The organism is Corynebacterium sp. HMSC068H04 (genome assembly GCF_001811255.1).
GTDB lineage: Bacteria > Actinomycetota > Actinomycetes > Mycobacteriales > Mycobacteriaceae > Corynebacterium > Corynebacterium hesseae.
The window spans coordinates 1-26,073 of sequence record NZ_KV803958.1 but is presented as its reverse complement, the minus strand read 5'-3'; the positions used below and the strand labels follow the sequence as shown (position 1 = coordinate 26,073).

The 26,073-nt window shown below is 60.3% G+C and carries 24 protein-coding genes; 3 read left to right on the top strand and 21 right to left on the bottom strand.

Annotated elements, in window-relative coordinates; translation table 11 throughout:
* Positions 1-100: 100 nt before the first annotated feature.
* The 10 genes from HMPREF2792_RS00515 to ruvC form a co-directional block, all read right to left on the bottom strand.
* A complete protein-coding gene (locus tag HMPREF2792_RS00515) occupies positions 101-2,209 on the bottom strand; it encodes a bifunctional metallophosphatase/5'-nucleotidase (protein ID WP_070529993.1) in 2,109 nt (702 codons plus the stop codon).
* A 171-nt stretch (positions 2,210-2,380) separates the two neighbouring features.
* Complete coding sequence (locus tag HMPREF2792_RS00510) at positions 2,381-4,678, bottom strand: RelA/SpoT family protein (protein WP_070522129.1); 2,298 nt, start codon at positions 4,676-4,678, stop codon at positions 2,381-2,383.
* 34 nt (positions 4,679-4,712) lie between these two features.
* A complete protein-coding gene (locus tag HMPREF2792_RS00505) occupies positions 4,713-5,267 on the bottom strand; it encodes an adenine phosphoribosyltransferase (RefSeq protein WP_070522126.1) in 555 nt (184 codons plus the stop codon).
* Positions 5,264-6,874, bottom strand: coding sequence for an ABC transporter substrate-binding protein (locus HMPREF2792_RS00500; protein ID WP_083306355.1), 1,611 nt, complete (start codon positions 6,872-6,874; stop codon positions 5,264-5,266). Before HMPREF2792_RS00500 ends, HMPREF2792_RS00505 begins: the two co-directional genes overlap by 4 nt.
* A 3-nt stretch (positions 6,875-6,877) precedes the next feature.
* Complete coding sequence (secF, locus tag HMPREF2792_RS00495) at positions 6,878-8,029, bottom strand: protein translocase subunit SecF (RefSeq protein ID WP_070529989.1); 1,152 nt, start codon at positions 8,027-8,029, stop codon at positions 6,878-6,880.
* A gap of 2 nt (positions 8,030-8,031) precedes the next feature.
* On the bottom strand, positions 8,032-9,879 hold the full coding sequence (gene secD / locus HMPREF2792_RS00490) for a protein translocase subunit SecD (RefSeq protein ID WP_070529987.1): 1,848 nt from the start codon (positions 9,877-9,879) through the stop codon (positions 8,032-8,034).
* Between the two features lie 186 nt (positions 9,880-10,065).
* Positions 10,066-10,395, bottom strand: coding sequence for a preprotein translocase subunit YajC (yajC, locus tag HMPREF2792_RS00485; protein WP_070529985.1), 330 nt, complete (start codon positions 10,393-10,395; stop codon positions 10,066-10,068).
* Between the two features lie 39 nt (positions 10,396-10,434).
* A complete protein-coding gene (gene ruvB / locus HMPREF2792_RS00480) occupies positions 10,435-11,520 on the bottom strand; it encodes a Holliday junction branch migration DNA helicase RuvB (RefSeq protein WP_070529983.1) in 1,086 nt (361 codons plus the stop codon).
* 15 nt (positions 11,521-11,535) lie between these two features.
* On the bottom strand, positions 11,536-12,144 hold the full coding sequence (gene ruvA, locus HMPREF2792_RS00475) for a Holliday junction branch migration protein RuvA (RefSeq protein WP_070522106.1): 609 nt from the start codon (positions 12,142-12,144) through the stop codon (positions 11,536-11,538).
* A gap of 41 nt (positions 12,145-12,185) precedes the next feature.
* Positions 12,186-12,797, bottom strand: a complete 612-nt coding sequence (gene ruvC, locus HMPREF2792_RS00470; protein WP_070529981.1) for a crossover junction endodeoxyribonuclease RuvC — start codon at positions 12,795-12,797, stop codon at positions 12,186-12,188.
* A gap of 156 nt (positions 12,798-12,953) precedes the next feature.
* Here ruvC and HMPREF2792_RS00465 point away from each other — a divergent pair, with 156 nt between their 5' ends.
* Entirely contained in the window at positions 12,954-13,649 is a 696-nt protein-coding gene (locus HMPREF2792_RS00465; protein WP_083306354.1) for a nitroreductase, read from the top strand.
* 6 nt (positions 13,650-13,655) lie between these two features.
* On the opposite strand, the gene HMPREF2792_RS00460 is transcribed toward HMPREF2792_RS00465, so the two are convergent.
* The gene (locus tag HMPREF2792_RS00460) at positions 13,656-14,411 is read right to left on the bottom strand and encodes a YebC/PmpR family DNA-binding transcriptional regulator (protein ID WP_070529978.1); all 756 of its coding nucleotides are present in this window, start codon (positions 14,409-14,411) and stop codon (positions 13,656-13,658) included.
* Positions 14,412-14,541: 130 nt separating this feature from the next.
* Positions 14,542-15,408 carry an acyl-CoA thioesterase gene (locus HMPREF2792_RS00455; RefSeq protein WP_070529976.1) on the bottom strand — a complete coding sequence of 289 codons (867 nt, stop codon included), beginning with the start codon at positions 15,406-15,408 and terminating at the stop codon, positions 14,542-14,544.
* A gap of 101 nt (positions 15,409-15,509) precedes the next feature.
* Between HMPREF2792_RS00455 and HMPREF2792_RS00450 the strand changes: the two genes are divergently transcribed.
* Complete coding sequence (locus HMPREF2792_RS00450; RefSeq protein ID WP_070529997.1) at positions 15,510-15,992, top strand: DUF3817 domain-containing protein; 483 nt, start codon at positions 15,510-15,512, stop codon at positions 15,990-15,992.
* Between the two features lie 52 nt (positions 15,993-16,044).
* Complete coding sequence (locus HMPREF2792_RS00445; protein ID WP_083306353.1) at positions 16,045-17,247, top strand: DUF2029 domain-containing protein; 1,203 nt, start codon at positions 16,045-16,047, stop codon at positions 17,245-17,247.
* Here HMPREF2792_RS00445 and HMPREF2792_RS00440 read toward each other — a convergent pair.
* The 9 genes from HMPREF2792_RS00440 to HMPREF2792_RS00400 all read right to left on the bottom strand — a co-directional run bounded on the left by HMPREF2792_RS00440 (position 17,232) and on the right by HMPREF2792_RS00400 (position 25,890).
* On the bottom strand, positions 17,232-17,690 hold the full coding sequence (locus tag HMPREF2792_RS00440; protein ID WP_070529972.1) for a LemA family protein: 459 nt from the start codon (positions 17,688-17,690) through the stop codon (positions 17,232-17,234). The two genes, HMPREF2792_RS00445 and HMPREF2792_RS00440, sit on opposite strands and share 16 nt — an antisense overlap.
* Entirely contained in the window at positions 17,691-18,791 is a 1,101-nt protein-coding gene (locus tag HMPREF2792_RS00435) for a glycosyltransferase family 4 protein (RefSeq protein ID WP_070529970.1), read from the bottom strand.
* An 18-nt stretch (positions 18,792-18,809) separates the two neighbouring features.
* Positions 18,810-19,712, bottom strand: coding sequence for a phosphatidylinositol mannoside acyltransferase (locus tag HMPREF2792_RS00430; protein WP_070529968.1), 903 nt, complete (start codon positions 19,710-19,712; stop codon positions 18,810-18,812).
* A 63-nt stretch (positions 19,713-19,775) separates the two neighbouring features.
* Entirely contained in the window at positions 19,776-20,411 is a 636-nt protein-coding gene (gene pgsA / locus HMPREF2792_RS00425) for a phosphatidylinositol phosphate synthase (protein WP_070529965.1), read from the bottom strand.
* Positions 20,404-21,021: an ATP adenylyltransferase gene (locus tag HMPREF2792_RS00420; RefSeq protein ID WP_070529995.1), complete on the bottom strand. Its 618-nt coding sequence runs from the start codon at positions 21,019-21,021 to the stop codon at positions 20,404-20,406. The genes pgsA and HMPREF2792_RS00420 overlap by 8 nt, the downstream gene beginning before the upstream one ends.
* 6 nt (positions 21,022-21,027) lie before the next feature.
* Positions 21,028-23,091: a threonine--tRNA ligase gene (gene thrS, locus HMPREF2792_RS00415; RefSeq protein ID WP_070529963.1), complete on the bottom strand. Its 2,064-nt coding sequence runs from the start codon at positions 23,089-23,091 to the stop codon at positions 21,028-21,030.
* 93 nt (positions 23,092-23,184) lie between these two features.
* A complete protein-coding gene (locus HMPREF2792_RS00410; RefSeq protein WP_070529961.1) occupies positions 23,185-24,465 on the bottom strand; it encodes a Dyp-type peroxidase in 1,281 nt (426 codons plus the stop codon).
* 64 nt (positions 24,466-24,529) lie between these two features.
* On the bottom strand, positions 24,530-25,225 hold the full coding sequence (locus tag HMPREF2792_RS00405) for a copper chaperone PCu(A)C (protein WP_070522073.1): 696 nt from the start codon (positions 25,223-25,225) through the stop codon (positions 24,530-24,532).
* 77 nt (positions 25,226-25,302) lie between these two features.
* A complete protein-coding gene (locus HMPREF2792_RS00400; RefSeq protein WP_070529959.1) occupies positions 25,303-25,890 on the bottom strand; it encodes a copper resistance CopC family protein in 588 nt (195 codons plus the stop codon).
* Between the last annotated feature and the right edge of the window lie 183 nt (positions 25,891-26,073).

The window sequence follows — 26,073 nt, the reverse complement described above, 5'->3', positions numbered from 1 at the left end:
ACTCCGTGTCCAAAAAGTCGCTAGACATCACATCCTTAGCTGAGGTAGGAACTAAACCCAGGACGCTTCACGATAGTGCGGGCTTGTGCATCAGTACAGACTAGATGTTGAACTGCTTGCGCAGCTGCTCAATCAGCTGCTGCACCGGTGCTGGGAGCGCAGCAACCGGCATGTTGATGGCACCAATCACAGCGGCAATGGCGGCGGCGATAGCGGCGGTGATACCCACACCTAGGCCGATGGAGGAAGCTGCATCCTTGGCGGAACCAGTATCCTTCGGGTCCTTCGCGTCGTCGTCACCGTCGAGGGAAATCGGAAGGGCGGCTTCAGTGCCAGCATCGGTAGTAATGAGCAGCTTCTGCTCGCCCTTCAGACCCTCCGGGATGGTGAGCTTGACGGTTGCACGCCCGCGCTCGCCGAACTGCTCGTCACCGGGCTGTGCTGCGTTGTCAATGTCTGCCTCGGCCTTAGCGTCACCCAGTGCAACGGTGACCTTCTTAGCCTGTGGCTCTTCTGCGTTGGAGTAGTTCAGGGAGGAAAGGTCGACTGTGATCTCCTCCCCCGGCTTCAGGTCACCAGACACGTGGGCACCGATCTGCCCCTGGCCGGTGCGGACCTTGGACTCGCCGGAAGCGATGTAGTCAATCATCGCCTGGGTGTCCATGTAGCCAACGTCATTGCGGTTCTTGATGGAACCGGGCTCAAAGAAGCCATCGCCGCCGGCCTCCGTCTCGCTGGAGGCAAGGAAGGAGGACAGAGCAATGCTGTAGTTCTTCTCCGGGTCAATCGGTTCACCGTTAATGGTGACAGACTTAACGCGCTTGCCCTGCTCAGCCTTCTGGTCGTAGACAACGGTGACGTTGTTGGACAGGCCCAGAGCCAGGCGCGGGCGGGACTGGCCAGGCTTCCACTGGTTCTCCAGTGCGGTGATGAAGGCAGCGCCGCTGATCTCCGCGGTAATCACGGAGTTACCGAAAGGCTGGACGGCAAAGATGTCCTGGTAGGAAACATCACCTTGCTTGAGGTCGGCGCGCACACCGCCTGCGTTCATGACACCGATTTCGATGTCCTTGTCCGTCTGCTTAGATAGAGCAAAGCGCTGGCCATCGGCAATAAAGTTGTTGAGGGTCGACTCCACACCGCGGTTGGTACCGGTGTCCTTGCCCTCATCAGAACCGCGGTACATGGCCTTCTCGGTGGTACCAGCAGTCTTGGCACCCTCAATCTCCGCTACCTTCTTTGCTTCCTCGACGATCTTAGCCACCTCGGGGTCGTCTTCGAGGCCCTGCAGCTGGGCGAAGACCTCTGCGTTGGCCACGTCGTACTGCTTGAGATCAATCTTGGTGATTTTCTTCTCGGCTTTGTCGAAGGTGATGTCGGCGTCGTTAAGCACCTTGCCGTACTCGTAGCCCTGTGCCCAGTACAGCGGCATTGCCCCCTCACGAGCAACCTCGCCCTGGGTCTTAACGTGAGTATCACCGCCAAAGAGGATATCCACATCCTTGCTGAAGCCCTCCGCGTACTGCTGAGCGTCCTCGTGCATGAGCGCCACAACGACGTCAGCCTTGCCGGATTCCTTCAGTCGGCTGGCTTCCTTATTGGTGGCCTCGACCGGGTCGGAGAACTCGACGCCCGGGATGGACGCAGCGGACACCTTGTACTTGGTGTTCTCGGTGACGGTACCAACGAAGCCCACCTTCACGCCGTCTACCTCCTTGACGAAGGAAGCATCGAGCAGAGGCTTGCCATCTTTGGTGACGTTGGCGCCCAGGATCGGGAAGTTGGACTGGTCCTTGATACGGCCCATCAGGTCATCGGTGCCCTTGTCGAACTCGTGGTTGCCCACGGCCGTGACATCGAGATTCATAGCATTGAGGGCCTCGTTGGTGTACTTGTCCTCAGAAATCGCAGACACGAAAGCGGAACCACCAACGTTATCACCGGAGGAGGTCAAGGCGTACTCCTGGTCCTTGTTGACGGCCTTGATGAGCGCAGCCATGCGAGCAGCGCCCATCTCGGAGTAACCAACCAGTTCCTCGGATTCCTTGTCAAAGTTTTCGGCCAGCTCAAGGTGGCCGTGGAAGTCGGTGAAGTTGGTGACGGAAATGGTCACCTGGTCGGCCTCAGCGGCGAAGGCAGGCGCGCCGGAGACGGCAACGGCGGTGACGGTGGTGGCGGCCAGAAGCTGGCCAAAGCGACGGAAGTTCACGTGGATCTCCTGGGTATGAGAGAAATCTTGTCCACGTGTTTATAACGCATCCATCACGATTGCGCAGCGCTTGCTGATGCCACGACCAGCGCGTTCACCAAACATCTCCCCTAGTTTCACCCAGGCGCAACCTCCCGTTCAGCCACACACCCCCGGTTGAGGGGTGATGCCTTAAGCCGTGACGCGATAGACGTCGAAGACGCCCTCGGTGTTACGCAGGGTTGTCATCAACTGCCCCAGCTGCTTGGTGTCAGAAACCGAGAAGGTGAAGCGCACAGTCGCAATGTGGTCATCGCCGCGATTGGAGGTCATCGACAATACGTTGAGGCTCTGATCGCTGAAGATCCGGGTGAGCTCAAAGAGCAGACCTTGACGGTCAATGGCCTCCAGTTGCAGCGTTGCGGAGAAGGCACCGGAAGACTTCGGCCCGCCAGCCCACTCCACCTGCATCATGCGCTCGGGTTCCGACTTGAGCTTTTCAGCATTGGTGCAGTCAGCTCGGTGCACGGACACACCACCGCCGCGGGTCACGAAGCCAAAGATGGCGTCACCAGGCACAGGCTGGCAGCACTTCGCCAGCTTGGCCATGACGTCCGGGCTGCCCTCCACCAAAATTCCGGTGCCGGATGCGGAATCCTTCGTGTGCTGAGCGCGGGAATTCTCCAGCTCGCTGAGCGGGGTACGAGAAGCCAAGGCATCGACTGCATCGTCCCTGTCTCCGAAGAGCGCCATGAGCTGGTTGGCAACGTGCTGAGCTGAGACATGGCCGGCACCGATGGCGGTATAGAGCGCATCCACATCCGGGTAGTGCAGCTGCTCGGCTACCTGCTTCATCGAGCTAGCGGTGAACAGCCGGTGCATGGGCAAGCCGCCACGCTGGACCTCGGCGGCCAAGGCATCCCGCCCGGCTTCGAGGTGCTCTTCACGGCGCTCCTTGGCAAACCACTGCCGCACCTTCGTCTTAGCCCGTGGCGAGACCAAGAACTCCTGCCAATCCCGCGAGGGACCCGCATTCGGATCCTTGGAGGTGAAAATCTCAACTTTATCGCCGGACTTCAGCTCCGATTCCAATGCCACGAGCTTGCCGTTGACCTTGGCACCAATGCACCTATGGCCTACCTCCGTATGCACCGCATATGCGAAATCCACGGGGGTGGAACCAGCGGGCAAATTGATCACGTCACCCTTCGGGGTAAACGCAAAGATTTGCTTGGCGGTCAGGTCATAACGCAGAGAGTCCAGGAACTCATTGGGATCAGCGGCTTCCTTCTGCCAATCCAACAACTGGCGCATCCACGCCATCTGATCCACTTCTTCTTGGTGGCCGGAATTCCTGCCCTTGGTCTCCTTATAACGCCAGTGTGCCGCAACGCCAAACTCGGCGTTGTAATGCATCTCGTGCGTGCGCACCTGCACCTCAAGGGTGGAGCCGCCGTCCGCGATAACGGTGGTATGCAGCGACTGGTAGACGCCGAAGCGTGGCGAGGAGATGTAATCCTTGAAGCGCCCCGGAAGAGCCTGGTACAACGAGTGCACCACGCCGATGGCGGCGTAACAGGAGTTGATGTCGTCGACGAGGATGCGGATTCCGACGAGATCGAAGATCTCCGCAAAGTCACGCCCACGAACGATCATCTTCTGATAAATCGACCAGTAGTGCTTCGGGCGCCCCATCACCTCGGCTTGAATGCCGTTTGCCTTGAGGGCTTGGCTTACCTGGGCCTTGATTTCCTTGAGCGCTTTATCGCGTGAGGGAGCGCGATCCGCCACCATGCGGACGATTTCGTCGTACTTCTTCGGATACAGAATGGCGAAGGCAAGATCCTCGAGTTCCCATTTGACGCTTGCCATGCCCAGGCGGTGAGCAAGCGGCGCAATGACGTCAAGGGTTTGCCGTGCCTTCTTCGCCTGCTTCTCCGGCGGGAGGAAGCGCATGGTTCGCATGTTGTGCAGGCGATCGCACACCTTGATGACGAGCACGCGGGGGTCGGTGGCCATGGCCACGATCATCTTGCGGATTGTCTCTGCTTCGGCGGCGGCGCCGAGGGCGACCTTGTCGAGCTTCGTGACGCCGTCGACAAGCCGGGCCACCTCCGGCCCAAAATCACGGGTGAGGTCCTCCAGCGAATAGTCAGTATCTTCCACTGTATCGTGCAGCAAGGCCGCCGCAACGGTCGTGGTGTCCATGCCAATCTCCGCCGCGATGGTTGCCACCGCAAGCGGATGCGTAATGTAAGGCTCGCCGGACTTGCGGAATACGCCCTCGTGCAGCCGCTCCGCCGTCGCATAGGCCTTGTTGAGAAGCTCCGCGTCCGCCTTCGGGTGAAACTCCCGGTGGATAGACATCAACGGGTCCAGCGCCGGATTGATCTTTACGCGACCGCCCGTCAGCGAGCGCGCCAAGCGCGCGGACATGCCGCGCACACCGCCCGGCCGCCACGCAGTCTTGTCCTGCTTTTCAGTCGTCATGTCTGCCTCCGCGAAGTAGCTTAGGCATACAACCTTAGTCCTTTGCTCCCATCTGATTGAGCACAATCAACGGGGAACCTTGCAGTCGCTCACGCCCTTGGAGTCCATTGACCTCCAGAACCACGACATTGCCCGCCACTTCCGCGCCCGCGGATTCCAGCAGCAATGCGGCTCCGTGGAGCGTGCCGCCGGTGGCGAGGACGTCGTCGACAAGCACGATGCGCTTGCCCTTAATGTCAATACCGCTATTTGGGATCTCCAGCGCTGCCGTGCCGTACTCCAGCTCATACTCCTGGGTCAAGACGGGTGGCGGAAGCTTGCCCTTCTTGCGGATGGCGAGAATTCCCACCCCCAACTTGTAGGCAACGGCGGAACCTAGAAGGAACCCGCGCGCATCGAGGCCGCCGACCAAATCGGCACCGAGCTCCTTGCAGGCCTCAGCCAAGCCATCGACCACGGCGGCGAAAGACTCCGCATCTGCCAATACCGGGGTCAGGTCCTCAAACAGGATTCCCTCCTCCGGGAAGTCTTGGACAAGGCGGACCTTATCCTTCAAGGCTTGTGCTGCTGCGACGTAAATCTCGCTCACGACTCTTCCTTAGTTTCGGTTGCTGTTTGTGGGGTATAGCTCCAACGGTCGAGGTTCCACCCGATACCCGCAGGGCCAGTGTAGGGCACCACGCCTGTCACAGCGCGGTCAGTGATAAAGGTCCGAGGCTGCGCGGAGATGGGAATAGACGGCAATTCCTCCCACAAATCCTGCTCCAACGTGCGCAATGCCGACGCATTCTTCACGCTGGAGGCGGGAGCGGAATGCTCACGCATCGGATCTACTGCCCCAAGGTAGACGTCGATCTCCGGCAGGCCAGTCGCGGGATCCGCGGACAATTGCTCGCGGGAAACACGGTCTCCGGAGCGGTCTTCCACGGTGATTCCCGCGGGCTCGCAGGCCGCGCGCAACTGCTCAACCATTGCCTTATAGCGAGGGTTGGGAGCGAGGTAGCCTACGCCGATGGTGTAACCGGACAGACCCGACGCAGCTGCGTTGTCGACGGGGACTGTTGTTAGCGAGGCCATCTGGGCCGCAACTGGATCATCGTTGCGCACCGTGCGCACGGTGACGGCAGGAACATCCACGCCTGATTCCTTCGAGGAGGCCTGTGCCAAGCGCTGCGTATCCACGCACGCGGCGAAGGCGGCGCGTGCCCACGGCTGAGCAAAAATCCCAGCCTCCGAGAAGACCAGAGTGTCGGTCAGGCCACCCGGTATGGATTTCACGTCCACCGGATTCCCCTCAGCATTGCGGTCCAACCACGAGGGTGAAGCCGTGGGCGACTCTGCAACGCGAAGCTCGTCTGAGGCTACAAACGCTGCCGCATCCGCGCTGCTGGGCAACATGACTACTTCACGCACGGCAGGCTTGTCGCCGTAGTAGTTGTCATTCGCCGTCAGAACGATTGAGCCATCATCCTCGACGCGGTCAATCTGATATGGCCCAAAGGAAACCTGCATGTCCGGGTCAAAACGCCCCGGTTCCGTCGAAAAGCCATCGCGCCAAGCCTCCGCCACTGGTTGCAGGGTTGCCATGTCCTGAGCATGAAGCGCCGCGTTAAGCTCTTCGACGCTCATCCCCGCCCGCTTAGCCATCACGTGCGCTGGGAGAACCGCGCCGGGGCCAAACAAGTAGCGCCACCGCGACCCCGCATCGGGCGTAAACCACACGGTAAATTTCTTGCTGTGAGGCGCGCATTCCACTCCGCTGACCTCTTCCATCAGCGGAAGGTGGGAGCCAAAGGTCTCACTCAACTGGCCAGCAGTGTAGGCCAAGAGGTAATCGTCACAGGTCACTGCCTCACCGTCGGCGAAGCGAGCCTGCTCCGTCAGCGTGAAGTCCACGTGTGCCCCGGTCTCATCGCCGTCGGGAGCGAAATACTCCGCGTGAGCAAGATCTGAGTTGGGCACCATCTGCCCGGCTGGGCCCGGTACGTACAGCGCAGGATAGACGCGGCTTGCTAGCTGGGCAGCCCCGACGGCATCGCCCCACGCGGAGGCTGCGTTACTAGTAGCAAGGGGGGAATCGCTCAGCACCGCGAAACGTGATGCCGAAGAGTCCTCCCCCGCACCCTCCTCATTAGAGCCGCACGCTGTCACGGTGAGGGCTAGGGCCAGCAGTGCCGCGACTGGAGAAGTACGCACGGCTTAACGCCCGGGGCGCCAGGACGCCCCACCCGACTCGTCAGTGCGTGACTCGGGCTCAGAATGCGAAGCCGCGGATGGGGAAACGACGGTGCGCGTAGCCTTCGGTTCCTCATCGCCTTCGCCTGCCTTCGTAGGCTCGCCCTCCGCACGGTAGGCAGCAACCACGGCGTTGTGCTTCTTCACGCTCTTTCGCTGGTTCGACAAAGTCACCAGAAGCGTCGTAGCGAGGAAGATTGAGGAGAATACGCCCTCGATAACGCCAATGAACTGCACAAGAGCAAGATCTCGCAGTGTGCCGATACCCATCAGCCATACGGCGACAACGAACAGAGCGATGATCGGCAGGGCTGAGATAATAGACGTGGAGATCGAACGCATCACCGTTTGGTTAATGGCCAAGTTGGTGAGCTCCCCATAGGTCTTCTTGCGCTGGCCTTCCAATCCCGTCGTATTCTCGTCCACCTTGTCAAAGACAATGACGGAGTCGTAGAGGGAGAAGGTCAGCACCGTCAGCAGACCAATGATGACTGCCGGGGACACCTCGATGCCAAAGAGCGCATAGATACCGGCAATGAACACACCATCAAAAATGAGGGCAAGAATTGCCGCAAAGGCCATGTCCCGCTGCAGGCGGACCGCCACGTAAATGGTGGCCAGCACGAGGAATACGGCCATCGCGATGACCATGCGCTTGGTAATCGACGAGCCCCACGATTCCGACACCGTCGAAGAACCAATCGCATCCGGGCTCGGCTTACCGTTATCATCCTTGACCTGATACTTCTCAAAGATGGCTTGGCGGGCCTGATTAACCTCATCCTGGCTCAGACGCTCGGAGGTGATTTCCAGCGTCTCCGAGGAACCCGCGCCCACGATCTGCACCAGCTCTGGGGTAACACCGGTGGCCTCCGTAAAGGTTTCCTCTACCTGTTCGGTGGACAGATCCCCAGCTGGCATGTTGAGCTTCGTGCCTCCCTCAAAGTCCAGAGAGAGATTGAAGCCACGAAGTGCAATAGCCAAGATGGAGGCGATGAGCAGCACACCGGCGATGGTGTACCAGGTCTTGGCCCGACCTACGAAGTCAAATCCACTGCCGTCTACGTAGAGACGGTCAAAGCGGGAAATCTTGCGGTTAGTAGTTTCGACAGCCATGATTACTTCTCCTCATCCGTAGCAGTAGCGACGGGTTTCTTGGCCGGTTTGGCATAAAAGCCGCGTTCGCGGCGCTCCTCCACGAGGTTGTAGATGCCGCCGAGGCCGTTCATCGACGGTTTGGCAAAAGCTGGGCGGCTGCCAAGGAGCTGCATCAGCGGCGCCATGATCAGGAAGGAAACGATGAGGTCGAAGATGGTGGTCAAGCCCATGGTGAAGGCAAAGCCCTTGACGGCGCCAATAGAGAGGAAGTACACCACGACGGAGCCGATAAGCGTCACGGCCTTACCCGTGACAATCGTTGCCCGCGAGCGCTCCCAACCCGTGCGGGTGGCAGACCGGAATGTGCGCCCGCCCAGGATCTCATCCTTCATGCGTTCGTAGTAGACAACGAAGGAGTCGGCCGTGGCACCAATACCAATGATCAAGCCCGCCATGCCAGAAAGATCAAGCGAGTAGCCGATCCACCGACCCAGCAGGACCAGGGCACCGTACAGCATGACGCAGGTGGTGACGAGCACCAGCAGCGCCACCGAAGACAGAGCGCGGAAATAGTAGATGGAGTACAGCGAAACCAGAATCAGGCCGACGATGCCGGCGATGAGTGCTGCCTCAAGGGCGGCCTTGCCCAGTGACGGCGGCACGGTCTCCACCGTTCCGCCCGGCTCGCCATTGGAGCCGGTAAAGGACAGCGGCAGTGCACCATAACGCAGGTTATTTGCCAGGTTCTGTGCTTCCTCCTGAGAGAAATCACCCGTGATGGAGGTAGCAGCACCAACCGGGGTCGCGCCCTGGATTACCGGAGCAGAAATCACGCCGGAGTCGAGGGTGATGGCCACCTGCTTTTGCAGGTACTCCTGGGTCAAGGTGGACCACGTCTGCGAGCCATTGGGGCCATCGCCGGTCTTGAAGGCGAAGCTGATCTCCATCTGGCCGGTCTGGGAATTCAGGCCGCCCTGAATCGGAGAGTTGCTATCAATCTCGTTACCAGTCAGACGGGTTCCGTTCGGATCCTCAATACCGTCCAGAAGCGGAGCTGGCTTGAGCAGGTAGGGCTGCTGATTAGAGTAATCGCAAGCCACCAACGGCTTTGCCGGGTCATCGGTTCCGGCCAATGGGTCGGATTCCGCGTCACACGTCATCAAGCCCAGTGCTGCCGTTTGTTGGGTGGGATCCTCAGACTGGCGGTCCTTAAGCAGAACCTCAGTAACCTTATCGCGGCGCTCAGATTCCTCGAGAGAGTTAGCCGGGGCCGGAAGCGGCTTCTCACTTACAGTAGGAGCCGGGGTCTTCTTTTCGTCCTTCTTCTCCCCGCCTTGGGCGGCTGCATCAGCGTTCTGGGTGAGCGCATCGTGGATGGAGGCCAGCGCCTTATTGGCCTGCTCTGGCGTCACGACTCCGTACTTGACCCAGCGGTTAGCCGTATCAGTCATGGACTTCTCAAGCTTGTCCATATCCGGCATGGGCTGCTCGCCCACCGGGCGGAACAGCAGCTGAGAGGTTTGGCCCACTGCCTGCGCCTGGGACGCATCTTCGCCCGGAACAGTAATAACCAAGCTGGATCCACTGATGACGACCTCAGAGCCCGAAACACCCATGCCGTTCACACGCTGCTCGAGGATGGTGCGCGCCTGCTGCAGCTGCTCCTGGGTTGGGTCCTCACCCTGCGGAACCAGGGTTACGCGAGTACCACCCTGTAGATCAATGCCGAGCTTTGGGGTTGGTGACTTATCACCGGTCAGAAATATCAGTGCGTAAATCACGATGACAATGAGCGCAAACAGCGCTATCGCGCGCTTAGGCCATTGCCGTTGACGGCTGCTAACGCCACCACGTTTCGAAGCGGACACAAAGTTCTCCTGTGTTGTGTGGAACAGGGCTAAAAATCATAGGTCATGGTAGCCATCTCCACGACGCGATTGAGCGCCATGACGCCACCATGACTAAAGCACAGTCCACCATCGTACGTCATGGACCGCGGTTTTCCTTAACAGGCTTAAGGTGAGGCGCCCGCAGTGTGACGAGCGCAACTCGAATTAGAGCTTCGGGAAGCGCTCGTTGTCGCCCTCCGCCTCAGCCGGCGCATCGTTGACCGTGCCAGCCTGCTCAGCAGTTCGCACGATAGCCATCGTGTCGAAGGTAATCACGGTGCCGTCCTTAACGCGCAAATCAACCTGCTGCTTACCGGCTTCCACCACGGTGCCGTGCAGGCCGCCGGCGGTAATCACCTCTTGGCCAGGCTTCAAGGAGGATTGCAATTCTTGCATCTGCGCTTGGCGCTTGCGCTGCGCGCGCATTGACATAAAACTCGGCAAAATAACGAGAATTGCAAGTACGAGGAGTAGAAGAATCTGGGTTCCGTTCATAAGTGGTCAGTGTGCCAGACCTCCCCGTCTCCGGGCCAATTAGAAGAGTGTCCCGCCCACCGTTCCCTCGGGCGCCTCGAGCCCTAGGTGGTGCCATGCCGCTGCAGTCGCGACACGCCCTCTGCCCGTTCGCGAGATCATCCCCGCGCGCACGAGGTAGGGCTCGCACACCTCCTCCACTGTCGACGGCTCCTCGCCCACCGCGATGGCCAGAGTATTGACACCCACGGGGCCACCGCCGTGCCCTTTAATGAGAGCCTCGAGTACCGCACGGTCAAGGCGGTCCAGCCCACGTTCGTCCACGTCAAAAACCCGCAGCGCTGCTTGTGCTGCGCCAACGTTGATGTGACCATCCCCATTGACCTCGGCGTAGTCACGGACCCGGCGCAGGAGGCGGTTGGCAATTCGCGGAGTTCCGCGCGACCGGGATCCAATCTCCACCGCAGCATCTTGGTCAATGTCAACCTCCAAGATTCGCGCTGCGCGGGTGATGACCTGGGTGAGGTCCTCGGTATCGTAGTACTCCATTTGCGCGGTGAATCCGAAGCGATCACGCAACGGCCCGGTCAGCATTCCGGCGCGAGTAGTCGCCCCCACCAGAGTAAAAGGCGGAATTTCCAACGGGATAGAGGTAGCCCCCGGCCCCTTACCCACGATGACGTCAATGCGGAAATCCTCCATCGCCATGTAGAGCATTTCCTCAGCCGGGCGGGCGATGCGGTGAATCTCGTCGATGAAGAGCACATCTCCCTCCATCAAATTCGACAACATCGCAGCCAGGTCACCTGCTCGCTCCAGAGCTGGCCCCGAGGTCATACGAAGCGAGCTTCCCAGCTCTTGGGCGATGATCATCGCCATCGTCGTCTTGCCCAGTCCGGGAGGGCCGGATAGCAACACGTGATCTGGCGTTACGCCGCGATTTTTCGCTCCAGTAAGCACAAGGGATAGCTGCTCGCGCACCTTAGGCTGGCCAATGAACTCGCCGAGCGACTTCGGACGCAACGAGCGCTCAATATCGTGCTCGCCCTGTTGCTCGGTGGCATCCATATCCTGGTTGCGTTGGAGTGGAGAGTTAAGCTCCACCCCGTCCGGCAGTGAGAATTCTGTGCGTTCTACGTCTGACATGTCACCCACTCTCCCCTATTTCTTGGACCCCAGCTTGCTGAGTGCTGCGCGCAGCACCACTGGTGTCGCCGCCTCAGGTATTTCAGCCACAACTGATTCCACCACAGGGCGAGCCATCTTGTCCGTAAAGCCCAACCCGACGAGCGCCTCAACAACATCCTCAACAACCGGTCCGGACGCGGTCTGCGCAGCAACCGAAGAATCTCCGCCATCCACAGAAGCAAAAGCTTGAACCTTGTCCTTGAGCTCAAGAATCAATCGTTGTGCAACTCGTTTGCCCACACCCGGAATCTTTTGCAGGCGTGCTGTCTCCTCCCCCGCAATCGCCTGAGCTAAATCGCCGGCGCTCATCACCGACAGGGCGGCCAGGGCCAGTTTTGGCCCCAACCCAGAAACGGTCTGGAGCACGTGGAACATGTCGCGGTCATCGTGGCTCGTGAAGCCGTACAGCGTCATCGAGTCTTCCTTTACCACGAGCGTAGTCATAACCCTGGCCTCTTCACCGCGCTGGAGCGTCCCCAACGTGGCCGGGGTGGCAAGGACCTTATAGCCCACGCCGGCACATTCGAGCACGGCGTGATCAAGCTGGATGTCGAGGACTGTTCCGCGCAGAGATGCAATCATTAAATAAAAATTCCTTGGTTCGAAGGGGTATGCCAGTTAGCTTAAGAGGTTGACTTTGCCGCGCGGGAGACAGACGCGGTACGCGGTGAAGAGCCCCGTACCCCGCTTGTTCGTGCGCCCGCCCCTATGCCGGCACTCGCGTCACCGCCGCTCATCCATGCCAGCGCTGGAGCACGCCAGCAGTGACAGACCGCAAGGGCCAAAGCATCCGCCGCATCAGCCGGCTTGGGGGCCTCACTCAGCCCCAAGATACGGGTAATCATGGCCGTCATCTGTTTCTTGTCAGCGCGCCCATTTCCTGAAATCGCCTTCTTGACCTCGGAGGGCGTGTACATGTGCACAGGAATATCGCGCTCCGCCGCCACGAGGACTAAGACCCCGACAGCGTGTGCGGTCTGCATGACGGTTGACACTTGGCCGCGTTCGAATACGCGCTCGAGCGCCACGACATGCGGCTGGTAGTCATCCATCCATTCCCTCACCGCCACAGATAGCCGCTTCAGGCGTTCCCCCAACTCTTTGTCACTGGGGGTGCGCACGACACCTACTGCGATGGGAATAACCGCGCGCCCACGTCCTGCTTGGACAACGGACAGGCCGCAGCGCGTCAATCCAGGATCAATCCCCATGACGCGCAGCCCTTCCAAATTCACGGCCGCCTCCTCGCCCTACTGATGAACTCACTTGCCTGGGGCATAGTGTACACACATGTGTTCTAGCGCAATCAGCGCCCTGCGAACGATGCCTGCCAAATCAGTCAGGCCCATCCCATCTGCTTCCTCTTCATCACCGCGGGTAGAGTGGCGCGCATGTCTCAACAACCAAATGACTATTCAGGCTTTATCCGATCCCGTCATTCCCCGCGGGCGTTCCTGCCGGATCCCATCCCCACTGAGGTCATCAAGCAGGTGCTTATCGACGCCCAATCCGCACCTTCCAATTCCAACACTCAACCGTGGAATGTACACCTCGTGGGCGGCGCTGCTTTGAAAGAATTAAGCGCCGCGCTGATCGCGGAGTTCGATAGGAACGGAATTAATCCAGACTTCACTATTGACTATGGTCAGGGAGTCCACCCGCAGCGCTCGCAGCAGCTCGCCGCCAAGATGTACGGGCTGCTCGGCATTGCGCGCGAGGATAAAGAGGCGCGCACGGAGTTTATCCGCGAAAACCTTCGCTTCTTCGGCGCCCCGCACGCGGCGCTGCTTTTCATTCCACCGCTGGGTGATCGCATTCGCGCTGCCTTCGATCAAGGCACCTATGCTGAGAACTTTTTGCTCTCGCTGCAGGCACACGGCTACCACGGTGTTCCACAGGGCATGATTTCACTCCTCGCGCCCACGGTCCGTGAATTCCTCGGGGTGGACGAGGAGTACAAGCTCGTCACCGCCCTCACCTTCGGCGTGGCCGATGAATCCAGCCCTGTGTTCAAGACTGCCCCTGGGCGCGCGCCGTTATCAGAGACGGTGACGGTACATGGCCTGGAAGGCCTTAAGCTCAGCTAGAAGCCCTTAGTCCTCGTCGAGCTCGGCGAGGACCTCATCGCTGAGGTCCATGTTGGTGTAGACGTTCTGGACATCGTCCGAATCCTCAAGCGCATCGATGAGGCGGAAGATCTTGCGGGCATCATTTGCCTGCAGCGGAACCTCAACGGACGCGCGGAAATCGGTGTCGGTGTCATCAACTTCGATGTCAGCAGCAACAAGGGCCTCGCGCACGGCCGGAACATCACCCGGCGCACAGGTGATCTCGAACTTCTCGCCGTTGTCGTTGACCTCCTCGGCGCCAGCTTCCAGCACAGCAAGCAGGATGTCATCTTCGCTAAGCTCACCCTTCTCCACCATGACCAAGCCGGTGCGGGAGAACATGTACGCGACGGAACCGGACTCGCCGAGGTTGCCGCCGTTCTTGGACATCGCAGTACGAACGTCGGTGGCTGCGCGGTTGCGGTTATCCGTCAGGCACTCGATGAGCATGGCCACGCCGTTGGGGCCGTAGCCCTCGTACATGATGGTCTCCCAATCTGCGCCGCCGGCTTCTTCGCCGGAGCCGCGCTTGCGGGCACGCTCAATGTTGTCGTTCGGAACGGAGGCCTTCTTGGCCTTCTTAATCATGTCATCGAGGGTGGGATTCGCCGCCGGGTCGCCACCGCCGGTGCGGGCCGCTACCTCGATATTCTTAATCAGCTTGGCAAATTCCTTGCCGCGCTTGGCATCGTTGGCAGCCTTCTTGTGCTTAGTCGTTGCCCATTTGGAGTGGCCTGACATGTCATCCCTTTCGATATGGCTGTGCAATAAATTGCTAGAAACTGGTGCAATTATACGGCCTCACGCCACGTACCTCCGCACAGGGGGTACGCGTGGAAGCCTCATTCCTAACTGTCGGTTCGCTGTAGCATCACACATTTTGCCAATTGCCGTTGGCGCTGGTGCCTTCACTTTCAGGATGCATGGTCCGTGTCAGCCCCTCCTGCATGGCCACCGCGAGTAGCTCCCCGCGTTGGTTGAAGATCTTGCCCTGTGCAAGACCAGTCCCGGTCTGCGCTGAGGGACTCGACTGCGAGTACAACATCCATTCATCGACCCGGGCCGGACGCAAGAACCACAATGAATGATCCAAGCTGGCTAGTTGGATCCTCTCCCCTTGGTGCGGGAGCAGCGCTGAGCGAATCAACGTCATGTCGGACATGTAGAGCAGCGCCGCTTGATGGAGGGACGGATCGGGGGCGTCGGCAAGCAGGGCACCCGTATTACGGAACCAGATATTTCGAAACCCAGCGCCCGTGGTTTCCGCGGCGACGGCATCGCGGGATGCGTCGGGGACCAGCCTCACGTCCCAGTCTTCCCACTCCTTCAAGATGATCCGGGTGGAGTACGGGGATTCTGTAATGCTCTCCGGCGGCGGCACCTGCGGCATGTCTGCCTGATGCTCCGGGCCAACATCGCCTGACGCGTGGAAACCGGCGCTGAGCATGAAAATCATGCGGTCCCTTTGGTAGACGCGCACGTGGCGATGTGCAAAAGAGCGGCCATCCCGTATCCGCTCCACGCGGATGGTTGTGGGCACACTGGAGTCACCAGGCCCCACGAAGTAGCAATGCATAGAATGCGCCAACTTATCGTCGACGGTGAGCTGCGCCGCCCGAAGCGCTTGCGCCATGGTTTGTCCCCCAAAGGTGCGAGCGATGAGCGAGGGAACCGCGGGTGCGCGAAATTCGTCCTCGCCTATCCTCTCGATATCGACTGCCTGAGCCACCGATGCCATCTTTACTCCAATTCCATCGCCGTTATGGCGCCCGCCACACTCACTCCGACCATCCTACTCACGAGCTGATCTGCTCCTGGGAGTTGCGTACTATGTTCCGCATGAGTTCAACCACCCCGCACAGCGTGCACCGCGTGGCCGCCTACCTAGAAATGATCACGTGGGGTCTGCTGATCCTCTCCATGATCCTCAAGTACTCCGGCACCACCGAGGCGCTCACACCGATTGCAGGTGGCATCCACGGCTTCGGCTTCCTCTGCTTCCTGCTCATGACGGCCCTGGTGTGGATCAACAACCGCTGGCCTGTGGGGGTTGGAATCCTGGGCCTGGTAGTGACCGTCATCCCCTTCGCGGCGCTGCCCTTTGCGGTCTGGGTATCTCGGCGCGGACTCGTTGATGGGCCGTGGCGCTTTGCCGACGACGCACAGCCACACGGCTTCTTCGATTCGGTTTTGGCACAGGCCATCCGCCACCCGGTGCGCAGCGCGCTCATCGCGCTACTCGTCGTCGCCGTAGTGTTTAGTATCCTGCTCATGTTGGGACCACCCGTTGACGTAGAGTCCGCCATTGAAAATAATCGCTAAAACTCCAAGCATTTGGGCAGGCTGGGTCCTGGCGCGCCTTCTCCTCGTTTACATGCTCGTCAACGACACGGACCCGCTCGGAGACGTTCGGTATTACCTCGAGGGCGTCTTTGGCGATAATCCTCAAGACATGACGGAGTATCCGCAGGTCGGAACCTGGCCCAGCGTCCTGCTCGCGTGGCTTACTGGCTACGACTTTGAACGCTATGCTATCGGCTTTACAGCCATGGTGTTGCTTGCCGACGCCACCTTCCTCACCCTCCTCCTGCGCCATCACCGCGACAACCCCGCAGCGTATAGCGCCGGATGGTTTTGGGTGTTTTTCGGCACCGCGGCAGGCCACGTTTTCACGTGGCGGCTAGACCTCTATCCCGCCTTGCTCGTCGCCGGTGCGGGCGCACTTCTGGCCACCCGCCCGCGTCTTGCCTCGGCTTTGTTGGCCTGGGCCACCGCAGCCAAGCTGTGGCCCGGGGTCCTCGCTGCCGGGCTCGTCGGACGCGCAACCTCTCGTGGTACTTGGCAGCGGCTGGCCGCTTTTTTCGGAAGCCTCGCCGCCCTCTGCCTCGGCGTAGCTGCGATAGCCGGTGTGGATAGGTTGCTCTCTCCTCTGACGTATCAAGGTCAGCGCGGCCTCCAGATTGAATCTCTGGCCGCCACCTGGTTCGTCTACCAAGCCCATCACCAGCCTGGAGTGTGGAGGATGGAATACGCGGCGTCGAAAAGCTTTGAGATCTCCGGGCCTGGTGTCGATACGGCGATTACTGTGAGCACCATCGCGATGGGCGCCGCACTCCTCTGGATCATTGCAGTAGCGCTCGTTCGCTTTCTGCGCGGCGGCTGGAGCTCACGCTCCACACTTGTTTTCTTCATCGCGGCAATCCTGCTGCTCATGGCGACGAATAAGGTCTTTTCTCCGCAATATATCGTGTGGCTTGGGCCGATTCTGGCGGTGGCTCTCCGCTCCCCCGTCCCCGTGGAGTCTGCTGCTCAGCGGCACAAGGCCGCTAATATCGCTGGGGTGCGCGCCATCATGGCGGTACTCGCCGTGGGAACAGCTGCCCTGGGAACCGTCATCTATCCCTATGGCTATGACTACATCTGGTTCTTTGTGGGCGAAAACCTCAACCCGGTGTACGCACTCGTGTTGCGCAACCTCCTCATCCTGGCGATGACCGCTTTTGCTCTGTACTGGTACTCCCTCGAGTGCCGCGTGGCGCGGGCTCAACAGTCCCAGGTGGATCACACCTCAATCTGACTCAGCTCGAAATACTCCGGCAGCTTCGCCGTGCCTCCCAGGCGCAGCAGCTTGACGGCCGGGCGCAGGCGCAGCGCGCGGGTATCGCTGACCGCCTCGTTGTAGAAGCGGTGAGCTAAGTGGATGCGCCCTTCGGCGTCGGCAAGCACGGCTGGGCGCGCCTCAAAGCGCTGCGCGATGGCCGCCGACAGCTCACGCTCCCGGGTGGCCCGTTCATCGAAACTCCCCTGCGCAAGCTCCGTCGCCTCTGCGCGCGCCGCAATGCTCTCAAGCTCGGGAGCTAGGGCGCTAACTACCGCCGCGCGGCGATCCAGCGTGGCTTCAAGCTGAGCCAGGGCCGCGTCTGTGCGGATATGGAGGGAATTCAGCCGCTGCGCCGTATAGAGCGCCCACATCCCCAGGATGAGGAGGACGGAAAGAGCAATGACAACTTCAATCGGCATTTAAGACACCCGCACTTTCGTGCCATCCGCCACCGTCTCGTACACGCGCATGACGGCAGCGGCCACATGATCCCAATCGTATTCGCGGGCGCGCTCCACTCCTGCCTTGATCAAGGCCTGTCGCTTGTCCGTATCGTTCACTACATCCTGCAGCACGCGCGCCAAGTCCGTGGCGTCGCCGGTTCTGAACAAGGCACCAGCAGGTTCTTCCGAGTCGGCATTGCACACTGCAGCGAAGGCCTCCAAATCCGAAGCTACCACTGCACAGCCAGCTGCCATTGCCTCAACCAGGACGATGCCGAAGCTCTCGCCGCCGGTGTTGGGAGCCACGTAGATATCGGCGCGCCCCAAAATGGCTGCCTTCTCGGCATCGCTGACGCGCCCCACAAAGTCGACTCCCGGAACGCTTCGCGGATGACCGCCGCCCATGACTGTCACCCGCACCTTCTCTGGGAGCAGGGTGAGGGCCTCAAGAAGAATGTCCAGGCCCTTTCGCGGCTCATCGAGACGCCCCAAGAACACGATCTCAATCTCTGAATCATTCTCTTTATGCTCGGCACGAGCACGCTCGCGCGCATACACAGAGGTATCTACCCCATTGGGAATGAGCACGGGGTCACCACCCAACTGCTCTACCTGCCAGCGGCGAGCCATCTCTGAGACTGCAATGCCTCCCCGGATCTTTTCCAGGTACGGGCGCAGGAAAGGTTTGGCCAGGGTCAGCGCCACGGAGCTTGATGCCGAAGCATGGTACGTCGCCACAATAGGGCCACGTGCCGCTGCCAGCGCAGCCATGGAATAGCTCGGGGAATTCGGCTCGTGGATGTGTAGGATGTCGAAGTTTCCCTCGCGAATAAAGCGCTTGATGTTGCGGCGCACGTGCGGGCCGATAGACAGGCGAGCCACCGAACCGTTATAGGTAATTGGCACGGCCCAGCCACCCTTACGCACAAAGCTGGGCACCTGCGTGCTTGTCGACGCCGGCCCCAGCACCTCCACGTGGTGCCCCTGCTCAATAAAGACAGTGGCTAGGTCAAGGATGTGGGCCTGAACTCCGCCGGGTTCGTCGAAGGAATAGGGGCAGATAATACCTATGCGCATGGAGTGTGTTCTGCCTTTCTACTTCTTGTGGCGAGCAGCGCGCCGGCGCTCGACGTCCGCATTCCAGTGCGGTTGCAACATGTGCCAATCTTCGGGGTGCGCCCGGATGTTTTCTGCGAAGCCGTCCGCAAGGCGCTGGCACGTCTCCTGAAGATTCGTGACCTCAACCTCGGGGCTGACGGAAAGCCCCCAGCCCTTGCCGTCGAACCACGAGTGCACCACGTGGAGAGCCGCCCCTGTTTCAATGGCGAGTTGGGCGGGGCCGGCGGCAACGTTGGCTTCTTCGCCCATGAAGTCTACGGGCACGCCGGTGCGCGTGAGATCACGCTCGGACAGCAAACACACAACCCCGCCCCGTTCCAAGGCATCCTTGAGGCGCGGATAAGGCGAAGAGCTGCCTCCTGTCAGCGGCAGAACAGTGAATCCGAGGCTCTCGCGGTAGTCCACGAAGGCATCGAAAAGCGCCTCCGGCTTCAAGCGCTCAGCCACCGTAGTAAAGCCGCCATAGTGGCCCACACAGAAGACGCCCGCCATGTCCCAGTTTCCTGAGTGCGGCAGCGCAAAAATCACGCCGCGCCCAGATGCCACCGACGCATCCGAGTACTCCTTGCCGCGCAGGCCAGCCAACAACCGCTTCTGCAGATCAGGGTCCGAGTGGATGGCCGGCAAGCGGAAAGCCTCGAGCCAGTAGCGCATGTAGGAGCGCATCGAGTTCCGCACCAGCTCCCGCGTGACGTTTTCGGGCCCCACAACCCGGCTCAAGTTCTGGCGCAGCTGCTCCATGCCCTTGCCGTTGTCGCTAGCCCAGTCCGCGCCCCGCTCGAAGAGCCAAGCAGCGAGCGGCTGCGGGAGGAAGCGCACGACCTTCCAGCACGCGATGTAGGCGGCGGCGGTCAGCCGGTCACGATCCAGTAGAGCCACGGTTGCGGAGCCTTTCTGTGCGGGCCGGGGGCACGGTACCTTCCGGTGGGAGCGGGTGTTGAGCTATAGGTGCTTCAGTTCCTTCTTGAAACGCGCCTTGGTGTCCTGACGCCCCGCTTGGCGCATGCGTTGGTAAATGGTGAAGATAGACCCCACCGCCAGCAGCCACAGGGCGACTTCCAGCGCATAAGGCACGCCCAGGCCTTCCAACCCCACGCCGCCGAGTCCTAGGATGAGGCGCTCTGGGCGCTCGACGAGGCCGCCAACCATCTTGAAACCGGAGGCCTCGCCGCGCGCCTTGACATAAGAGATGACCTGGGAACTAACCAGCACCACCATGCAGGCGGCGAAGTTGATGGGGTGAGCGTTATCGACGTACACCATCCAGTAAGCGATCGCCGCGAACAAGGCACCGTCGGTAATGCGGTCGCAGGAGGCGTCGAGAGTAGCACCGAAGTTTGAACCACCCGTGGTCAGGCGCGCCATCGTGCCGTCGAGCATGTCGAAGGCCGCGAAGAGACCTGACAACAGCGCGGCGGCAAAGAGGTGATCAAGTGGGATGAGGATGACTGATATGGCAATGGTGACGATCGTTCCCACAATGGTGACGATATTCGGGGTCAGGCCCATCTTGAGGAAGAGCTTGGCCACCGGGACCACAACCACGGCGGCGGGTTTGCGCCCGTGAACACTAAGCATGCGCTTCTCCTGAGATGATTCCTTCGGCGGCGAGCTCCGCCCATCCCTGAGCAAGAAGGGAACGGGTGTCTTTGAGGAGCTGCGGCAACACTTTAACGCCATCCACAATAGTCATGAAGTTTGAATCTCCGCTCCACCGCGGAACGATGTGCATGTGCAGGTGCTGCCCCACCGATCCGCCCGAGGCCCGCCCCAGATTGAATCCAGCGTTGACGGCATCGGGGCCGGACACCTTCTTCAGGACCCGGATGGCGGCCTGCGCGAACTGGAAGAGCTCGCGGGACTCCTCCTCGGTGAGGTTTTCCAGCTCAGATTCCTGGCGGTACGGGATGACCATCATGTGGCCGGCGTTATAGGGATAAAGGTTGAGCACGCAATAAACAAGCGCACCGCGGGCAACGATGAGCCCGTCCTCGTCCGACATCTGTGGGATCTCCACGAACGGGTTACGGGCTTCCTTTGGAACGTCGCCGGCGCCGCCCTCACGCTTGATGTAGCTCATACGGTACGGCGCCCACAGGCGCTCTAAGCGGTCGGGGGTTCCCAGGCCGGTATCGACGTACTCTCTCACTCTGTGTGTGCTCCCTTTCTCAGCTCTGTCTAGATGCATCTGCACCTAGACACGCTCGGCGATGGTTTCCTTGGTCGGTTGATCGTTGTTGCGCTCACGCACCCAAGCCTCGATGACGTTGATGGCGGCTTCCACGGGCACACCATTAACTTGCGTGCCGTCAAGGAAGCGGAAGGACACGGCGTCTGCCTCGACGTCGCGCTCGCCGGCCAGGAGCATGAATGGCACCTTGCCGGTGGTGTGGTTGCGGATCTTCTTCTGCATGCGGTCGTCGGAAGTATCGACGTCAGCGCGCAGGCCGCGGGAGCGCAGCTCGGCGCACACCTTCTCGAGGTGCGGTGCGAAGGTATCCGCCACCGGGATACCCACCACCTGGTGCGGGGCCAGCCACGCCGGGAAGGCGCCGGCGTAGTGCTCCAGCAGCACGCCGAAGAAGCGCTCGATGGACCCGAAGAGCGCACGGTGAATCATGATCGGGCGCTGCTTGCTGCCATCCGACGCCGTGTACTCCAGTTCGAAGCGCTCCGGCAGGTTGAAGTCCAGCTGCACGGTAGACATCTGCCAGGTACGGCCAATGGCATCGCGAGCCTGGACAGAAATCTTCGGGCCGTAGAATGCCGCGCCCGCCGGGTCCGGAACCAGCTCAAGACCGGACTTCTCCGCCACGGACTGCAGAATAGCCGTCGAACGCTCCCAAATCTCATCAGAGCCAACGTACTTATTCGGATCCTTGGTGGACAGCTCCAGGTAGAAGTCGTCCAAGCCGTAGTCCTTGAGCAGAGAAATGATGAACTCCAGAACCTTGGTCAGTTCATCTTCGAGCTGCTCAGGGGTGCAGTAGATGTGGGAGTCATCCTGGGTGAAGCCACGGGCGCGAGTCAGACCATGAACAACGCCGGACTTTTCATAGCGGTACACCGTACCGAACTCGAAGAGGCGCAGCGGCAGCTCGCGGTAAGAGCGGCCACGAGAAGCGAAGATGAGGTTGTGCATCGGGCAGTTCATCGGCTTGGCGTAGTAGTCCTGCGGCTGCTTGGTGCAATTGCCGTCCTCATCCCACTCGCCATCGAGCTGCATCGGCGGGAACATGCCATCCGCGTAGAAGTCCAAGTGTCCAGACTTCTTGAACAGGTCACCCTTGGTCAGGTGCGGGGTGGACACGAAAGAGTAGCCATCAGCGATGTGGCGGCGGCGGGAGTGCTCTTCCATCTCCATGCGCACGGTAGCGCCATTGGGGTGGAATACCGGGAAACCGGAACCGATCTCATCCGGGAAGGAGAACAGGTCCAGCTCGGCACCCAAGCGGCGGTGGTCGCGCTTTTCTGCCTCTTCCACCATGGTCTTGTAGGACTCAAGTGCTTCCTTGGATTCGAAGGCAGTGCCATAAATGCGCTGCAGGCCAGCCTTGGACTGGTCACCGCGCCAGTAAGCAGCAGAGGAACGCGTCAGGGCAAAAGCTGGAATGTACTTGGTGGTCGGAACGTGCGGGCCACGGCACAGATCAAACCACTCCACCTCGCCGGTGCGCGGGTTGACGTTGTCATAGTGGGTCAGATCGCCGGCACCAACCTCGGCAGCCTCATCGGAATCAGGGTCCACGTTGCCCTTGTCCTGGACCAGCTCGAGCTTAAACGGCTCGGCAGCAAGCGCCTGCTCCGCTTCCTCCGGGGAGGAGTAGACGTGGCGCTCGAAGCGCTGGCCACCCTTGATGATCTTCTTCATGCGCTTCTCAATGGCCTTGAGGTCCTCCGGAGTGAAGGGCTCTGCGGTCTGGAAGTCGAAGTAGAAGCCGTTCTCGATGGCCGGGCCAATGCCCAGCTTGGTGCCGGGGAACTCCGCCTGCACGGCCTGGGCCATGACGTGCCCACAGGAGTGGCGAATAACGGCGCGGCCGTCTTCCTCGCAGGCAGCAACCGGAGTGAACTCGGCGTCAGTGTCCGGCGTGTGGGAAAGGTCGTAGAGAGTACCGTCGGCGCCGCGGACGACGACTACTGCTTCGGGGCCCTTGTTGGGCAGCTCATGCTCGCGCATCGCTGCTCCCACGGCAGTACCGGCCGGGACCGTGATCGGCTCGTAGTTCACCGGGACTGCTGGAATCATTTCCGCCATGACTTGTTGCGCTCCTTTGCGCTCACGCGCCGCTCGACATACCTGGCCGAGCAGCGCTCAACGAGAAAGTTACAGCGGCTTAGTCTACCCCTCTTAACTGCGGATGAGCGATTCGCCCCAAAAGGTTTCGCCCTCAGTTCCGGCAGGCATGTAGTACACGGCCGAGCCGATGTGGGTAATCCACTCGTTGAGGCGATCCGCTTTGTCGAGGCGCGCCTGGATGGGCTCGAACTGGGCCGTAGGATCCTTCTGGTAGCAAATGAAGATCAATCCAGCGTTGCTGAGTTCACCGCGCTTGGTGGTCTCCGGGGAAGGCGGAAGGTTGTAGTTATACGGACGGCGCAGCAGCTTCTGATGAGGTGAGTCGACCGGAGGATGTGCCCGGGCGACATGCGAGTTTTCATCAATAGCCTTGAGGCCAAACTCGTTTCGCGCGTCCAGGTCAACCTCGTCGAACTCGTCCTTGCCACCTAGAGGTGCGCCGGTATCGAGCGCTCGACCTGTAGCGTTTTCACGTGCAGCACGATCAAGTTGCTCCCACGTATCGAGGTTCATGTGGATGCGGCGAACCACCATGGCGCTGCCGCCGGCAAAGGGGCCGTCCTCGATCCACACTTGCTCATTGAAATCTTCATCGCTTCGCGGGTTGACCGTGCCGTCTTTTTGCCCAAAAAGGTTGCGCGCGGTTGTTCCCTTCGGTGCGGAACCATAAGCGTGGCTAAACCCCTGTTGAATCCACGCGACGTCGGCGTAGTCTTTACCGGCACGAGTCATATGCCGCAGTACATAGGCCGCGGTGAAGGCATCATCACTGCAGATCTGTAGGACGATATCGGTCTGTCCCCATTCAGGGCGCAAATCATCGTGTTCAAAGTCCTGGATATCTCGCAGCCAGCTGGGCTTGGCGACGCCCACCGTGTCAAAGAATCCTTCTCCCCAACCGCACGTGACGGTGAGGTTTGCCGGGGTGGTAGACAATTCAGGCTCGAGGCTACCCAGCGGGTTCTCGCCGGTGCACAGGCGGCGAGCGTCCTCCGTCCACAGACGCATGAGTGCGGCCGCGCCGCGTGCGGTGGTCTCCTTCTTCAGGTTGAAACCGACCAATTCCACGTGCGCCTGGACCGGGGTTTGGATGCCTGCTTGATGCTTGCCATCGAAGGCGACGATATCGCCACCCATGGTTTCCTCGCGGCGCTCCGGCCCGGTGCTTCCGGCATCACCGGCCTGCGCTGCTTGGGAAGCGTCTGCAGACTCCGCCGAAGACTGCCCTGACTCCTCCCCCTTCGCGCAACCGGCGAGCGCTACCGCGCTTGCAGCCACAGCACTTCCGGCGAGCAATCCACGCCGGCTGACAGGTTCCTCGAACCCGCTCATCGTTGATGTCTCCTTATCTCGTGAGAACCGATAACTTGCCTACCTTGGCCCAGAGAACGCTTTTCTAGTGAGCGTGCTCTTCCGTCTTCATGCCCGACATGTCTGCGGACTCTGAGTGGTCCATGTGATCACCATGCTTCATGTCGCCATGGTCCATATCGTCGCCGTGATCCATGCCGCCCATATCGCCATAGTTCTCGTCGCCTGCGCCGATGGAACGCACGGGGATGTCGCCCAGGTCGACCGTTGAGCCGTCGCTAAGCTCCAGCGTCAGTGTGGCGGTCTCGCCAGCCATAACGGGCTCTGTAACTCCCATCAGCATGAAGTGGAAGCTACCCGGTGCGAGCTCGACGGATTCGCCAGCAGGCAGATCAAATCCACCTTCTTTTTCCTGCATGACGCCATCGACGACCTCATGGATCTCGTAGTGCTCCGCCTTCACCGACGAGGTGAAGCCAACCACGTTGATGTCCTTGTCCGTGTGGTTGTGGAGGGTGCCGAAGATCGCGGTCATATCCGAATCCTTCTCCATGGCGCGCACGACAGCATCCTCGAAGGTCACACCGGACTCAGCGGAGGAAGAAGCCGAGTCACTGGTCGCAGCTTCCTTGTCCTTCTCAGCGCCATTCTCAGCGCTGGCTGCAGCGCTCGATGGGGCTGCGGTGGAATCTTCCTCGCTCGTCGAGCAGCTTGCCAGTGCAAGGCTGGCAGCAGCAACGGCAACCACGGAAGCGCGGAGGAAAATACGGGAATTCAGCATGTGACATGCCTTTCTGCAGTAACAGTAGTTAAGGAAAATGCGGATTGACTCTCACATCATCAAAAGCCGTGTGATGCTTAGCCTTCTGGGTCTTCTCCACCAGAGCGGCGGGTCTTTGCTCCGAAGGCGAAAAGGGCTGCGCCAACGACGAGAACTGCTCCTACACCAATGATCCATTTGGCCGCGGTAGGCAAGGAACTCAGGGGATCCTGAGACCCTTCTGCATCGTCGCTTTCCTTGGCACCATCGGCAGAAGCATCTGCAGTCTTATCTCCCCCAGCCCCGGAGGCCACGCTAAATGGCACGGAACCGAGTGTGGAGTGCCCATCGGAGGACGTAATGCGGAAACCTACTTGGTAGTCACCATCACCGGGCTCGACGTCCTGGGGGACTTCGACGGTGAGGTTTCGGCCGTCAATGGTCGGGGTTGCGTCAAAGAGCACGTCGCCGCTTGTCTTATCACTCACGGCGAAGGTGTTGAAGTTGTCCTTTGGGATGCCAGAGAATTCCAGCGTGATTTCGCGAGGGAATTCCTCCAGCGGCGCATCACTCACAACGTTGCCGCCTATGACTGAGTCATGCGCCGCCGCTAGTGGCGCGGACAGCCCGACCGCGAGGCAGGCTGCCCCGGCAGCAATCCCTGTGGTGACCTGACGCAGCTGCATGTCCAGAACAACTCCTTGATGGTCTGATGAAACTTTTGGTTGAAGGTTCCCTCATCCTATCGCCGGGAGGGATCCTCGAGCCAATCCTTACCCCGCACGGATTGTGCGAGGTTACCAAGTAGTCGTTGCACGCGACGGAAAAGTTCCCTGGACCGGCCTAAACGACAAAACGTGTTGTTTTCC

Bases quoted from the DNA above. Each gene is read 5' to 3' on its own strand.
- HMPREF2792_RS00510 (WP_070522129.1), bottom strand. From the start codon at position 4,678: ATGACGACTGAAAAGCAGGACAAGACTGCGTGGCGGCCGGGCGGTGTG.
- secF (WP_070529989.1), bottom strand. From the start codon at position 8,029: ATGGCTGTCGAAACTACTAACCGCAAGATTTCCCGCTTTGACCGTCTC.
- yajC (WP_070529985.1), bottom strand. From the start codon at position 10,395: ATGAACGGAACCCAGATTCTTCTACTCCTCGTACTTGCAATTCTCGTT.
- ruvB (WP_070529983.1), bottom strand. From the start codon at position 11,520: ATGTCAGACGTAGAACGCACAGAATTCTCACTGCCGGACGGGGTGGAG.
- ruvA (WP_070522106.1), bottom strand. From the start codon at position 12,144: ATGATTGCATCTCTGCGCGGAACAGTCCTCGACATCCAGCTTGATCAC.
- HMPREF2792_RS00465 (WP_083306354.1), top strand. From the start codon at position 12,954: ATGTCTCAACAACCAAATGACTATTCAGGCTTTATCCGATCCCGTCAT.
- HMPREF2792_RS00460 (WP_070529978.1), bottom strand. From the start codon at position 14,411: ATGTCAGGCCACTCCAAATGGGCAACGACTAAGCACAAGAAGGCTGCC.
- HMPREF2792_RS00455 (WP_070529976.1), bottom strand. From the start codon at position 15,408: ATGGCATCGGTGGCTCAGGCAGTCGATATCGAGAGGATAGGCGAGGAC.
- HMPREF2792_RS00450 (WP_070529997.1), top strand. From the start codon at position 15,510: ATGAGTTCAACCACCCCGCACAGCGTGCACCGCGTGGCCGCCTACCTA.
- HMPREF2792_RS00445 (WP_083306353.1), top strand. From the start codon at position 16,045: ATGCTCGTCAACGACACGGACCCGCTCGGAGACGTTCGGTATTACCTC.
- HMPREF2792_RS00440 (WP_070529972.1), bottom strand. From the start codon at position 17,690: ATGCCGATTGAAGTTGTCATTGCTCTTTCCGTCCTCCTCATCCTGGGG.
- HMPREF2792_RS00435 (WP_070529970.1), bottom strand. From the start codon at position 18,791: ATGCGCATAGGTATTATCTGCCCCTATTCCTTCGACGAACCCGGCGGA.
- pgsA (WP_070529965.1), bottom strand. From the start codon at position 20,411: ATGCTTAGTGTTCACGGGCGCAAACCCGCCGCCGTGGTTGTGGTCCCG.
- HMPREF2792_RS00420 (WP_070529995.1), bottom strand. From the start codon at position 21,021: ATGCATCTAGACAGAGCTGAGAAAGGGAGCACACACAGAGTGAGAGAG.
- thrS (WP_070529963.1), bottom strand. From the start codon at position 23,091: ATGGCGGAAATGATTCCAGCAGTCCCGGTGAACTACGAGCCGATCACG.
- HMPREF2792_RS00410 (WP_070529961.1), bottom strand. From the start codon at position 24,465: ATGAGCGGGTTCGAGGAACCTGTCAGCCGGCGTGGATTGCTCGCCGGA.
- HMPREF2792_RS00405 (WP_070522073.1), bottom strand. From the start codon at position 25,225: ATGCTGAATTCCCGTATTTTCCTCCGCGCTTCCGTGGTTGCCGTTGCT.
- HMPREF2792_RS00400 (WP_070529959.1), bottom strand. From the start codon at position 25,890: ATGCAGCTGCGTCAGGTCACCACAGGGATTGCTGCCGGGGCAGCCTGC.